Genomic DNA, 13138 nt, shown 5'->3' on the forward strand with positions numbered 1-13138 from the left:
GTACGTAACGTTCAACGAGGGAAAGCGAATGACGCGTAAACGCGCGCTAGGACGTGGCCTGGATGCCCTGATTGGTGCGGGCGCCCGTCGTCGTGACAGTTTGGACCTGACCAGTAGCGCCTCACAAGGCACAGAGGCCCTTCTGCCGGAAGGTGCTTCCGCAGAGGCAGCGCAGGACGATGCCCATGCCGAACGCCTGGAGCGGCTGCCGCTGGGGCAACTGACCCGGGGCAAGTACCAGCCTCGCCGCGACATTCAGCCCGAGGCACTGGAGGAGCTTGCCGACTCCATTCGCGCCCAGGGGGTCATGCAGCCGATCGTCGTTCGCCCGATTGGCCCGGACCGCTATGAAATCATTGCCGGTGAACGGCGCTGGCGCGCTGCCCAACTGGCCGAGCTGGATGTCATTCCGGCGGTCATTCGCCATGTCAGCGACGACGTAGCGCTGGCGCTGGCGCTGATCGAGAACATTCAGCGTGAAAACCTCAATGCCATCGAAGAAGCGCTGGCGTTAAAACGCCTGGCAGAAGAGTTCGAGCTTACCCAGCAGCAGGTGGCCGATGCCGTGGGCAAATCCCGCACGCAGGTGGCCAACCTGCTGCGTTTGTTGGCCCTGGACCCGGAAGTGCAGACCCTGCTGGAGCGTGGCGATCTGGATATGGGGCATGCTCGTGCCCTACTGTCGTTGAACAGCGCCCAGCAACGCCAGGTGGCCCATGAAGTGGTCAACAAGGACCTGACGGTGAGAGACACCGAGGCGCTGGTCAAGAAGGTGCACGACACTCAGCAGTCACCGGTAGCATCGGCCAAAAAAGTGGCCAAGACCGCCGATGTGGCGCGCCTCGAAACGCACCTGGGCGAGCTACTGGGCGCGCCTGTCTCCATCGACCACGGTCAAAAGGGCAAAGGAAAAGTCACCATACGTTATACAAGCCTTGAAGAGCTGGATGGCATTCTTGCCCATATAAAGTAGCAGGCTAATGAAATAAGCGGCCTTTTTTTAACCCTTTGGTCGCAAGTAAACGCCAAAACGTGCGAAATCCGTGCAACTTCGGTTGAAGGTGTGATAGCGCTTCCCTATAATCCGCCGTGTTTGTCGAAAGCTTGCTTGGACGAACGGGCGTACTCGTTACCCCATTGAGCAGCAGCCCAGCCTGCACGGAGTCGTGGTCAAAGTGAAAAGTGCAGCGCCTGTCCGTCGGCGTCTATTGGATTTTCGGCGGCTGTTTCTTGCTCAGCTGGTGGCGATCTTGCTGGTGGCCATGTTGGCAAGCGTCATGGTCGGCATCGAGGCAGCAGGGTCTGCCTTGTCGGGGGGGCTGATTAGCCTTCTACCGACCATCTATTTTGTGTGGCGTGGTCAAAGGCAGCAGCGTAACCGCCAACCACAGCGTAATGTGCTCAACTTGTACCAGGCTGCAGCAGGCAAGTTTGGTTTGACGGTGGCGTTATTCGCCATAGTGCTGACGATAGCGCCCCCTTCAAACCCAGCTTTTTTCTTTGTCGCCTATGTGGTGGCCCAACTGATGCACTGGCTAGCCCCTTGGCTCGTGCGTGAGCGGTCAACCCCTTAAACTTGAGGAAGCAGTATGGCAGCGGATAACGAAATATCGGCCATCTATTACATACAGCACCACCTCCAGAACCTGACGTTCGGAAAGCACCCGGAAAATGGTTGGTCGCTTGCGTCCACCTCTGCCGAAGCGACCGAAATGGGTTTTTGGGCCATTCACCTGGACACGATGGGCTGGTCCATCGGCATGGGTGCTCTGTTCCTGTGGCTGTTCCATAAAGCGGGCAAAGCAGCGACCACCGGCGTCCCGGGCGGCCTGCAGAACGCCGTTGAAATGGTCATCGAGTTCATCGATAACCTGACCCGCTCTACCTTCCACGGCAACAACAAGAACATCGGCCCGATCGCCTTGACGCTGTTCATGTGGATTCTGCTGATGAACAGCCTCAAGCTGATCCCGCTGGACTACTTCCCGGAGCTGTTCGGCAAGCTGGGCGTGGGCTACATGAAAATCGTTCCCACCACCGACATCAACGCCACGCTGGGTATGGCCATCGGTGTCTTCCTGATGATCATCTACTACAGCTGCAAGGTGAAAGGTGTTGCTGGGTTCGGCAAGGAGCTGGCGCTGACGCCGTTCAATACCTGGCTGTTGGCACCGTTCAACCTGATTCTCGAAATCGTCGGCCTGCTGGTCAAACCGATCAGCCTTGGTTTCCGTCTGTTCGGCGCCATGTTTGCCGGTGAAGTTATCTTTATCCTGATTGCCCTGCTACCGTTCTGGGCGATCTGGATGCTGGATGTGCCGTGGGCCATCTTCCATATTCTGGTGGTTTCGCTGCAGGCCTTCATCTTTACGACGCTGTCTATCGTCTATTTGAGCGCCGCGCACGAGCATCACTGAACCCGAGCAACGCTTTGCATTAAACCCTTAACCTAAACCCTTGAAATTAACGCACTATCAGGAGCTTCATCATGGAAATCGTCTACATTGCTGCCGCCATCATCATCAGTGTTAGCGCCCTGACCACTGGCTTTGGTTTCGCCATGCTGGGTGGCAAGCTGCTGGACAACACCGCTCGTCAGCCTGAGCTGAGCGACCAGCTGCAAACTCGTACCTTCATCATGGCCGGTCTGCTTGACGCCGTACCGATGATCGGTGTTGGTATCGCGATGTACCTGATCTTCGTTGTTGCCGGTTAATGCAGCTTGACCGAGCGGGCAACCGCTCGGTTTTGTTTCACTCCGGTCGCCACGAATTTGTCAGAGGTACATCCCTGTGAATATCAACATGACGCTTATCGGGCAAACGATCGCCTTCGCGATCTTTGTCTGGTTTTGCATAAAGTATGTGTGGCCTCCGATCAGCAACGCGCTTCACGAGCGTCAGAAAAAGATTGCTGATGGCTTGGACGCAGCCAGCCGCGCGACGCGTGACCTTGAGCTCGCTCAAGAGCGTGCCGAGCAGACGCTGCGTGAAAGCAAGGAGCAGGCATCTCAAATCCTCGAGCAAGCGAACAAGCGCTCTGCGCAGATGATCGAAGAAGCACGTGAACAAGCACGTGCCGAAGGCGAGCGTCTGGTGGCCAGTGCTCGGGCTGAAATTGAGCAAGAAATCAATCGCGCGAAAGACGAGTTGCGTGCGCAGGTTTCTCACCTTGCGATCATAGGCGCCGAGCGTGTTCTTGAAGCCTCTGTTGACGAGAAAGCGCACCGCGACTTGCTTGATAAGCTTGCCGCTGAACTGTAAGGAGGTGATCCATGGCGGAACAAACGACCGTCGCTCGTCCTTACGCCAAAGCGGCGTTTGAATACGCGCGCGATCATCAGGCACTGGATACCTGGTCTCAGTCACTGGCAATGGCAGGTCTCATTGTCAAGGATCACCAGGTCGCCAACCTGTTAGGTAGTCCCAAACTGGGTAGCGAACAGAAAGTGGCGTTGCTGGCTGACATGCTGGGCGACGGTGCCGATGACGCTTTCCAGCGGTTTCTCACCACCCTGGCCGACCAGCGTCGGTTGATGGCGTTGAGTGCAATCGCTGAACAGTTTGAACACCTTCGCGCAGAACATGAAAAGCGTATCGACGTCACTGTGGTTTCAGCCTACAAGCTGGATAGCAAGCAGCAGACCAAGCTGGCAAACGCGCTCAAGAAACGTCTGAATCGCGAAATCTCCATTACTACTCAGGTCGACAAGTCGCTCATCGGCGGTGTCATCCTGCGTGCCGGCGATACCGTCATTGACGGTTCGGTGCGTGGTCGATTGAACCGTCTTTCCGAAGCGCTGACCGCTTGAGTCTGAGGGACATGGCATGCAGCAACTGAATCCTTCCGAGATCAGCGACATCATCAAGCAGCGAATTGAGAAGCTTGACGTCGCATCCGAAGCCCGTAATCAGGGCACCATCGTCAGCGTTTCCGACGGTATCGTGAAAATTCACGGCCTCGAAGACGCGATGTTCGGTGAAATGATTGAATTCCCCAACAGCATCTTCGGCATGGTACTCAACCTGGAGCGTGACTCCGTGGGTGCCGTTGTCCTGGGTGACTACCTGCAGCTTGAAGAAGGCATGACCGCTCAGTGTACCGGTCGTATTCTTGAAGTTCCGGTAGGCCCCGAGCTGGTGGGTCGCGTTGTCGACGCGCTGGGTAACCCCATCGACGGCAAAGGCGACATCAATGCCAAGCTGACCGACGCGGTAGAAAAGGTAGCGCCTGGCGTTATCACCCGTCAGTCCGTTGACGAGCCCATCCAGACGGGTCTGAAGTCCATCGACGCCATGGTGCCGATCGGTCGTGGTCAGCGTGAGCTGATCATCGGCGACCGTCAGATCGGTAAATCCGCCATTGCCATCGATGCGATCATCAACCAGAAAGGCAAGGGCGTGACCTGTGTCTACGTGGCCATCGGTCAGAAGCAGTCGACCATTGCCAACGTGGTGCGCAAGCTCGAAGAGCACGGCGCGATGGAGCACACCATCGTGGTGGCGGCTGGCGCTGCCGACCCGGCACCCATGCAGTTCCTGGCGGCCTACTCCGGCTGCACCATGGGCGAGTACTTCCGTGATCGTGGCGAAGACGCACTGATCGTGTATGACGATCTCTCCAAGCAGGCCGTTGCCTACCGTCAGGTATCGCTGCTGCTGCGTCGTCCGCCGGGTCGTGAAGCTTACCCGGGTGACGTGTTCTATCTCCACTCCCGTCTGCTGGAGCGCGCCGCGCGCGTCAACGCCGACTACGTCGAGAAGTTCACCAACGGCGAAGTGAAAGGCAAGACCGGTTCCTTGACCGCGCTGCCGATCATCGAAACCCAAGGCGGTGACGTATCGGCCTTCGTTCCGACCAACGTCATCTCCATCACCGATGGTCAGATCTTCCTGGAAACCAACCTGTTCAACTCCGGTATTCGTCCGGCGATCAACGCAGGTCTGTCGGTTTCTCGTGTTGGTGGTGCCGCACAGACCAAGATCATCAAGAAGTTGGGTGGTGGTGTGCGTCTGGCGCTGGCTCAGTACCGCGAACTGGCGGCGTTCTCTCAGTTTGCCTCTGACCTGGATGAAGCCACGCGTAAGCAGCTCGAGCACGGACAGCGTGTTACCGAGCTGATGAAGCAGAAGCAGTACTCGCCGATGTCCGTGGCGGAAATGGCCCTGTCTCTGTACGCTGCCAACGAAGGTTACCTGGACGATGTGAGCGTCGAGAAGGTGCTGGGCTTCGAACGTGCTCTGCACGACTACATGAAGTCCGAGCACGGCGAACTGCTCGACAAGATCAACCAGACCGGCGACTACAACGGCGAGATTCAGGACGGTTTGAAGTCGGGTCTCGAGAAGTTCAAGGCGACTCAGAGCTGGTAATGTCTGGCCCGCCTGCGGGCGGGCTTGCATGCTTTCTGAGAGCCACGAACGAAGGGTAGATCGCTATGGCAGCTGCAAAAGAGATACGCACCCAGATCGGGAGCATCAAAAATACGCAGAAGATCACCAGCGCCATGGAAATGGTGGCTGCATCGAAAATGCGTAAAGCGCAAGATCTGATGAAGTCCAGTCAGCCCTACGCCAAGCAGATCCGTAATGTGGTAGCCCATATTGCGGATGCAGACGTAGAGCAGGAAGACAAGCACCGCTACATGGTCGAGCGCCCTGTCAACCGCGTGGGTTATATCGTGGTGTCGACAGACCGCGGCCTGTGTGGCGGCTTGAACGTCAACCTGTTCAAGGCCGTTCTGAAAGATGCGATGGCCTGGAAACAGCAAGGCGCCGAGCTGGACTTCTGTGCCCTTGGCTCCAAGGCCGGTGCCTTCTTCCGCAATTATGGTGGCAACCTGGTTGCTGCCAAGAGCGGATTAGGTGAAGCACCGACCGTCGAGGGTCTGATCGGTAGTGTGAAGGTCATGCTGGAAGCGTACGATGAAGGTCGGCTGGATCGCCTGTACGTGGTGTACAACGAATTCGTGAACACCATGACACAGCGCCCGGTCGTGCATCAGATCCTTCCGCTGTCCCCTGACATGGGCAGCGAAGAGAAGCATGACGAAGAAAACGCCCGTCCCGGAAGCTGGGACTACCTGTATGAACCGGATGCCAAGGCGTTGCTGGACAGCCTGTTGGTTCGATTCATCGAATCGCAGGTGTATCAGGCGGTAGTCGAAAACGGTGCGTGCGAACAGGCCGCCCGTATGATCGCTATGAAGAGTGCCACTGATAACGCGGGCAACCTGATTGACGATCTGGAGATGGTTTACAACAAGGCCCGTCAGGCCGCCATCACCCAGGAAATTTCCGAGATCGTCGGCGGCGCTTCTGCCGTTTAACGCCGAGGGAGTGGTCTGACTGACAGGTCATTCCCGGCAGACAGGTTTCATTTGCAGGTTTTTGAGAGGAACCAAGATGAGCGGACGTATCGTACAAATCATCGGCGCGGTGATTGACGTAGAGTTTCCGCGGGACTCTGTGCCCAAGGTCTACGACGCGCTGAAGGTCTCCAATGTTGAGACCATCCTCGAAGTCCAGCAGCAGCTGGGCGACGGCGTAGTACGCGCCATTGCCATGGGCTCCACCGAGGGTCTGAAGCGTGGCCTGGACGTGGTCAACACAGGTGCCGCGATTTCCGTACCGGTGGGTAAGGAAACGCTGGGCCGCATCATGAACGTGCTCGGTGAGCCGATCGATGAAGCGGGCCCGATTGGCGAGCAAGAGCGCATGCCGATCCACCGTAAAGCCCCCAGCTATGCCGACCAGGCAGCTTCCAACGAGCTGCTCGAGACCGGTATCAAGGTCATCGACCTGGTATGCCCCTTCGCGAAAGGCGGTAAGGTTGGTCTGTTCGGCGGCGCGGGTGTCGGTAAAACCGTCAACATGATGGAGCTTATCCGCAACATCGCCACCGAACACAGCGGCTACTCCGTATTCGCAGGTGTGGGTGAGCGTACTCGTGAGGGTAACGACTTCTATCATGAAATGACCGAATCCAACGTTATCGACAAGGTAGCGCTGGTCTATGGTCAGATGAACGAGCCGCCCGGCAACCGTCTGCGCGTAGCGCTGACCGGCCTGACCATCGCTGAGAAATTCCGTGATGAAGGCCGTGACGTTCTGCTGTTCGTCGACAACATCTATCGTTACACCCTGGCCGGTACCGAAGTGTCTGCACTGCTGGGCCGTATGCCTTCAGCGGTAGGTTACCAGCCGACGCTGGCGGAAGAGATGGGCGTTCTTCAGGAGCGTATCACTTCCACCAAGACAGGCTCTATCACGTCGGTGCAGGCCGTTTACGTTCCTGCGGATGACTTGACTGACCCGTCTCCTGCGACCACCTTCTCCCACCTTGACGCTACCGTGGTACTGGCGCGTTCCATCGCTGAGCTGGGTATCTACCCCGCCATCGATCCGCTGGACTCCACGTCACGTCAGCTGGACCCGCTGGTCGTCGGTGAAGAGCACTACGAAGTGGCGCGTGGCGTGCAGAACGTTCTGCAGCGTTACAAGGAACTGAAGGACATCATCGCGATCCTGGGTATGGACGAGCTGTCTGACGAAGACAAGCTGGCCGTATCTCGTGCGCGTAAGATCCAGCGCTTCCTGTCTCAGCCGTTCTTCGTGGCTGAGGTATTCACAGGCTCACCCGGCAAGTATGTTTCTCTGAAAGACACCATCCGTGGCTTCCAGGGCATTCTGGCTGGCGAGTATGACGATCTGCCGGAACAGGCCTTCTACATGGTCGGCTCCATCGACGAAGCTGTCGACAAAGCCAACCAGATGAAGAAGTAATCCCGTCCATTAGGGGGATTCGCTATGGCGAATAGCTTCACTTGCAATATCGTCAGCGCAGAAGCATCCATCTTCTCAGGCAAGGTCGAGCAGGTGGTGGCTTCCGGGATTATGGGTGACCTCGGCATCTTGCCGGGGCACGCCCCGCTGCTGACCGAGCTTCAGCCGGGCCCGATCCGCGTGATCCACGATGGCGGCAAGGAAGAAAACTTCTTTGTCTCTGGCGGCTTCATGGAAGTCCAGCCAGATGTCGTGACGATCCTGGCAGATGCTGCTGCTCGTGCCGGTGACCTCGACGAGGCCGCCGCCGAGGAAGCGCGTCAGCAGGCGCTGAAAGCCTTTAACGACAAGTCAGCAGAGCTGGATTATACCCGTGCTGCTGCTGAACTTGCCGAAGCCGTTGCTCAGTTGCGAACGATCCAGCAGCTGCGCAAGAAGGCGGGAAAAGGCTAGTTACACGCACTGTGTACCCAAACGCCCCTTAAACCCGACCAGGGTTTAAGGGGCGTTTTTTTTGTCTGTTAGTATGGTGGTCAGTCGTCCCGGATTTGAATGGCATCAGGAGAGAGCGATGGCGCTGAACGAAGAAGCCTTACAGGAATTGAAAACCGAACTGCTCGATGAGCTGGTCAAGGAAGAGCCCAGCAAGGCGCAATTGGCAGAACGCCTCGCTGAAATTCGCTCGGCCGATATTGGCGAAGTGCTGGAAGAGCTGATCGAAGAGGATGAAGAGCTACGTGCGGCCCTGACGGTGCTGGACATACTCTCCACCGAGCGAGCCGCCAACGTGCTGGGCTATCTGCCAGGCGAGAGTCAGCTCGAAGTCGTCGGTGAGCTGAGCGACACCCAAGTGCTCAAGCTGCTTGAGGAGATGGGGTCGGACGAGCGAGTGGATCTGTTCAACCTGCTCGATGAAGACCGCCGCGAAGCGTTGCTGCGTCGCATGGCGCACCAGGAGCGGGAAGATCTCAAGCGTCTGGCAAGCTACGAAGAAGGCACGGCCGGCGCCATCATGACCTCTGACTATGTGGCGATAGCCAGTGGCATGACGGTGTCACAGGCGATGATGCGGGTGCGACAGACGGCGCCGGATGCGGAAACGGTCTACCAGCTCTACATCCTCGACAAGGAAGGCGAGTTGGTGGGAACCATGTCTCTACGGCAGCTGATGGTCGCCCGTCCAGGAGCCGTGGTCGATGACATCATGATCAAGGATGTCATCAGCACCCACGTAGACGAAGAGCAGGAAGAAGTGGCGCGTATCGTGGCGCGTTATGACCTGCTGGCGCTGCCGGTGCTTGATCAGGATGGACGCATGGTGGGGATCGTGACCCACGATGATGCCATGGACGTGGCCGAATCCGAGGCCACCGAAGATATCCACAAAGGGATGTCGATTGGCCAACTGGAAGACGGTGTCAGTCGGGTGCCCTTGGCCAGTCTTTACCGCAAGCGGGTGACCTGGCTGGTACTGCTGGTGTTTGCCAACCTGTTTTCGGGGGCTGGTATTGCGTACTTCGAAGATACCATTGCCGCTCAGGTCGCTCTGGTATTCTTCCTGCCGCTGTTGATTGGCAGTGGTGGTAATGCGGGCGCCCAGGCGGCCACGCTGATGGTGCGGGGTATGGCCACCGGGGACGTAGGGGTCAAGGACTGGAGCAAGATGCTGGGTAGGGAGCTGCTGGTGGCCGGTGCGCTGGGGCTGACCATGGCGTTGGCCGTCGCGCCCATCGGGGTCATGCGTGGCGGTGAGGAAGTCGCCATGGTGGTCGCGTTGAGCATGGTCACCATCGTGCTGTTCGGTAGCATGATGGGCATGTGTCTGCCGTTCGTGCTGGAACGCTTCAAGGTCGACCCGGCCACGGCCTCGGCACCGCTGGTGACGACCTTGATCGATGCCTCGGGGGTATTGATCTACTTCACCATCGCCACCGCCATTCTGACCAACGTCTAGCGCATGGCGCTGCTGGCCGCGCGGGTGATGAACATCACTTCCACGTGGCCCAGCCACTCGATGTCGCTGGCCAGCGCCTTGAGCTGGCTGGCCAGGCACTGGGGCGGCTGGTGGACCGCGTCACCGATGATCAGCGTGACCGATACCTTGTCGTCCAGGTAGTGAAGCTGTAGATCGTTCAACGTGCGCCATACCGGGTGCATGTACCAGCGCTCATCGAGAGCGGCTTCCACTTCTGGGCGCAAGGGCAGGCCGGGCAGGCGGCTCGGGTCGCCCTCACCGGCATCGTCTTCCGGGTCCACGTGGAAGATGACGTCGGTCAGTAGCGGAAACTCGTGGCGCAGGCGGCGACTCACCTCATTGCCGATTTCATGAGCTTCGGAAACGGTGATACGCGGACCCACCACCACGTGCAGGTCCACCATCACCCAGCCTGCCGATTGGCGCGTACGCAGGTCATGCACGCTATCCACGCCGGGCACGCTGCAGGCCACATCATGCATCTGCTGCTGCACGTCTTCGGGCAAGGCGGTATCCACCAGTTCTCTGGCGGACTCCCATAGCAGGTCGATGCCGACCTTACCTACCAGCAGCCCCACGATGATTGCGGCCACGGCGTCCAGCCACCCCATCCCATACTGGGCACCCACCAGCGCTACCAGCACCACGGCCGTTGAGAGGGCATCGCTGCGGGAGTGCCAGGCATTGGCTTCCAGCAGCTTGGACTTGACCCGTTTGGCGACCCGCATGGTGTAGCGGAATATCCACTCCTTGCTGATCAGGGCCAGCACCGTCACCGCGATGGCAAAAGCGCCGGGCGCGCCTACTTCGGTACCGCTCAACAGACGGTCGATGCTCGACCAGGCGATACCGCCGGCCACAAAGATCAGCACACTGCCCAGCAGTAGCGTGGTCAGCGTCTCGATACGGCCATGGCCATAATGGTGGTCGTTATCCGGTTCCTGACGGCCATAATGAATGGCGGCCAGAACAAAGCCATCGGTGACAAGGTCAGACAGGGAGTGAATGCCATCGGCAATCAAGGCTGCCGAGCCAACCAGAAACCCCACCACCACCTTGACGACACTCAGCAGCCCATCCAGCCAGGCACCAATGTACGTGACGCGCTTGGCTTCCTGGCTGTGGTGTTGCTCAGTGGTATCTGTGATCATGAAATGTCCCAACCAGCGGCGCTGACGGATGGCTCAAGGCTAAGGCGGCCAATCACTTTTTCAACGAGGGCATCATGACGCTCGGTGGCGTATAACTGCGCTGTGACTCGTACGCTGCGTTGATCATCACGGTGACTGCTCTCGAGTTTTTGCAATTGTAACGCATCGCCCAATAGACCCTGAAGTAGTAGTGCGCGAATATGTGCTTCTTGATCACTATGACAGGTCACATTCAGCTCATAGCGCCAATCGATCTCTTCCTGGCTATTTTCCATCGGCTGCCGGTTGATGATCAGTACGACAGGGCGCAGTAGAATGTTAATCGCCAGAATGCATAGCGCTACCATCATGGCGACGAGATGGAAGCCAGCCCCTGCCATGACCCCAATGGCCGCAGAACACCAAAGGGTTGCGGCGGTATTGAGCCCCCGAATATTGGCCCCCTCTTTCATGATGACCCCAGCGCCCAGAAAGCCTATTCCTGATACCACTTGCGCTGCCATACGAGTAGGGCTGATTTCACCCTCCACCATCATCGACATCAATGTGAAACTGGCGGCACCCAGTGCCACCAGTGCATTAGTCCTCAACCCTGCTAACCGCTGCCTCCACTGGCGCTCGAGACCTACCAGGGATCCGAGTATGGCCGCTAGTACTAGCGGCCATAATGGTTGCAGAGACTCCCAAAATATCATGGTCGGCATCATCACTGGTCTCCTTGACCAAAGCGCGGCCTATGGGGTAGGTAGACCCAAAATAGCCGTTGCCAGTGCAAAGTAGATCAGTACGCCTGACGCATCGGCAATCGAGGTCACCAGCGGTGCCGAGGCGGTCGCCGGATCTAGCTTGAAGCGCTGCAGAATGAACGGCAGAATCATCCCGATTAGACTACCTACCGTGACGATCAGCACCATTGATAGCGCGACGACCAGTGCTATTTCGCTGCCCGCGCGGAAAATACCCACCACGGACACCGCCAGTGCCATGGTCAGACCCAGCGCCAAGGCGACGCCGACTTCACGACCCAGCAGCTTGGCCCAATCGCGGGTACGTACATCGCCGGTGGCCATGCCGCGTACCATCAGGGTGGCCGCCTGAGAGCCTGCGTTGCCACCGCTATCCACCAGCAGGGGCAGGAAGAACACCAGCGCAATGTAGGCTTCGATGGTTTCTTCGAAATAGGCGATACCGGCACCCGAGAAGATATTGGCGAATACCAGCAATACCAGCCACACCACACGCTTGCGGTAGAGCTCGAACAGGCTGACCGAGCGCAGGCTGCCCTCCAGCTTGCCCACCGACACCCCCTTGTGCATGTCTTCGGTGGCTTCTTCCGCGGCCACGTCCATGGCGTCGTCGTAGGTCACGATGCCCACCAGGCGGTCACCACCATTGATCACGGGAAGCGCCAGCAAGTCGTAATGGGCAATCAGCCGACTGACTTCTTCCTGCGGCGTTTCCACGGAGGCAAACACCACTTCCGAGACCATTAGTTCTTCCACGCGTTGGTGGGGGGCCGCAAGAATCAGCTGGCGTAGCGATACGGTGCCCTGCAAACGGCCTTCTTTATCGACGCAATACACCTGGTAGATGGTTTCGGCGTCAGGCGCGCTGGCGCGTAGCAGGCTCAAGGCTTCCGCCACGTCGATGGTGACCGGCACGGAAACATACTCGGAGGTCATGACGGCCCCTGCCGTGCCTTCGGCATAGCTGGCCAGCTTGGTTAAGTCATCGCGCTCTTTTTGCGATAGTTGGCGCAGGATGGCAGGCTGCCTGCCTGGCGCCACCAGGTGGAACAGGTCAGCGCGCTCGTCTGCATCCATCGTAGCAGCCAGTTTTGCGAGTTCTTCATCGGTCATTTTTTCACCGATGTCCCGCTGTTGCTCCGTTTCCAGGTAGCCGAACGTAGGGCCACGCTGCGCTTCGGGAAGCTGCATGATTAACGCCAACACCGTATAAGCGGGCTCGTAACGGGCAAAATCGGCAATATCGGCAGGCTGCATTTCCGCGACGATATGAGAAATCGCGGTGTGATCGTTGCGCTGCATGGCGCTTCTTAGTGAAGCGGCTAGTACGGCATAGCTCATTGTTCGCCTCCGGCAATGGCGGAATCAAGGCGAGACAACCCGATGTGAAGGCAGCGTTCATGACGACGCACCGACACGCATATAATCCACGCGCACAAGGTTTTCTGGCCAAAGTGGCCTGACATGAGTCAGGGACACACG

The 13138-nt window shown here is 58.2% G+C and carries 14 protein-coding genes; 11 read left to right on the forward strand and 3 right to left on the reverse strand.

Annotated features, from left to right (window positions below; translation table 11 throughout):
- Positions 1-28: 28 nt before the first annotated feature.
- The 11 genes from RVM27_RS08785 to mgtE (RVM27_RS08835) all read left to right on the forward strand — a co-directional run bounded on the left by RVM27_RS08785 (position 29) and on the right by mgtE (RVM27_RS08835) (position 9738).
- Positions 29-973 carry a ParB/RepB/Spo0J family partition protein gene (locus RVM27_RS08785; protein WP_498956371.1) on the forward strand — a complete coding sequence of 315 codons (945 nt, stop codon included), beginning with the start codon at positions 29-31 and terminating at the stop codon, positions 971-973.
- Between the two features lie 202 nt (positions 974-1175).
- On the forward strand, positions 1176-1574 hold the full coding sequence (locus RVM27_RS08790; protein ID WP_256357540.1) for an ATP synthase subunit I: 399 nt from the start codon (positions 1176-1178) through the stop codon (positions 1572-1574).
- A gap of 15 nt (positions 1575-1589) precedes the next feature.
- Positions 1590-2417 (forward strand): F0F1 ATP synthase subunit A, encoded by an 828-nt coding sequence (gene atpB, locus RVM27_RS08795; protein ID WP_016915583.1) that lies wholly within the window; start codon positions 1590-1592, stop codon positions 2415-2417.
- Between the two features lie 71 nt (positions 2418-2488).
- Positions 2489-2716 (forward strand): F0F1 ATP synthase subunit C, encoded by a 228-nt coding sequence (gene atpE, locus RVM27_RS08800; RefSeq protein WP_016915582.1) that lies wholly within the window; start codon positions 2489-2491, stop codon positions 2714-2716.
- Positions 2717-2792: 76 nt separating this feature from the next.
- Positions 2793-3263, forward strand: a complete 471-nt coding sequence (locus RVM27_RS08805) for a F0F1 ATP synthase subunit B (protein ID WP_016915581.1) — start codon at positions 2793-2795, stop codon at positions 3261-3263.
- 11 nt (positions 3264-3274) lie between these two features.
- The gene (locus tag RVM27_RS08810) at positions 3275-3811 is read left to right on the forward strand and encodes a F0F1 ATP synthase subunit delta (RefSeq protein WP_016915580.1); all 537 of its coding nucleotides are present in this window, start codon (positions 3275-3277) and stop codon (positions 3809-3811) included.
- Positions 3812-3827: 16 nt separating this feature from the next.
- Positions 3828-5372, forward strand: coding sequence for a F0F1 ATP synthase subunit alpha (gene atpA, locus RVM27_RS08815; RefSeq protein ID WP_100731127.1), 1545 nt, complete (start codon positions 3828-3830; stop codon positions 5370-5372).
- A 65-nt stretch (positions 5373-5437) separates the two neighbouring features.
- Entirely contained in the window at positions 5438-6328 is an 891-nt protein-coding gene (gene atpG, locus RVM27_RS08820) for a F0F1 ATP synthase subunit gamma (protein WP_016915578.1), read from the forward strand.
- Between the two features lie 76 nt (positions 6329-6404).
- Entirely contained in the window at positions 6405-7784 is a 1380-nt protein-coding gene (gene atpD / locus RVM27_RS08825; protein WP_016915577.1) for a F0F1 ATP synthase subunit beta, read from the forward strand.
- A 24-nt stretch (positions 7785-7808) separates the two neighbouring features.
- Positions 7809-8237 carry a F0F1 ATP synthase subunit epsilon gene (locus tag RVM27_RS08830; protein WP_016915576.1) on the forward strand — a complete coding sequence of 143 codons (429 nt, stop codon included), beginning with the start codon at positions 7809-7811 and terminating at the stop codon, positions 8235-8237.
- Between the two features lie 118 nt (positions 8238-8355).
- A complete protein-coding gene (gene mgtE, locus RVM27_RS08835; RefSeq protein WP_016915575.1) occupies positions 8356-9738 on the forward strand; it encodes a magnesium transporter in 1383 nt (460 codons plus the stop codon).
- Here the strand turns inward: mgtE (RVM27_RS08835) and RVM27_RS08840 are convergent.
- From RVM27_RS08840 to mgtE (RVM27_RS08850), 3 genes are read right to left on the reverse strand one after another with little or no spacing between them, the layout of a single operon-like run.
- The gene (locus tag RVM27_RS08840) at positions 9735-10910 is read right to left on the reverse strand and encodes a cation diffusion facilitator family transporter (RefSeq protein ID WP_394426169.1); all 1176 of its coding nucleotides are present in this window, start codon (positions 10908-10910) and stop codon (positions 9735-9737) included. The two genes, mgtE (RVM27_RS08835) and RVM27_RS08840, sit on opposite strands and share 4 nt — an antisense overlap.
- On the reverse strand, positions 10907-11617 hold the full coding sequence (locus RVM27_RS08845; RefSeq protein ID WP_498956372.1) for an MgtC/SapB family protein: 711 nt from the start codon (positions 11615-11617) through the stop codon (positions 10907-10909). The genes RVM27_RS08840 and RVM27_RS08845 overlap by 4 nt, the downstream gene beginning before the upstream one ends.
- Positions 11618-11644: 27 nt before the next feature.
- Positions 11645-12997 (reverse strand): magnesium transporter, encoded by a 1353-nt coding sequence (mgtE, locus tag RVM27_RS08850; protein WP_498956373.1) that lies wholly within the window; start codon positions 12995-12997, stop codon positions 11645-11647.
- Positions 12998-13138: the final 141 nt, after the last annotated feature.

It is taken from the genome of Halomonas sp. KM007 (genome assembly GCF_050709225.1).
In the GTDB taxonomy this organism is placed as follows: Bacteria; Pseudomonadota; Gammaproteobacteria; order Pseudomonadales; family Halomonadaceae; genus Vreelandella; species Vreelandella hamiltonii.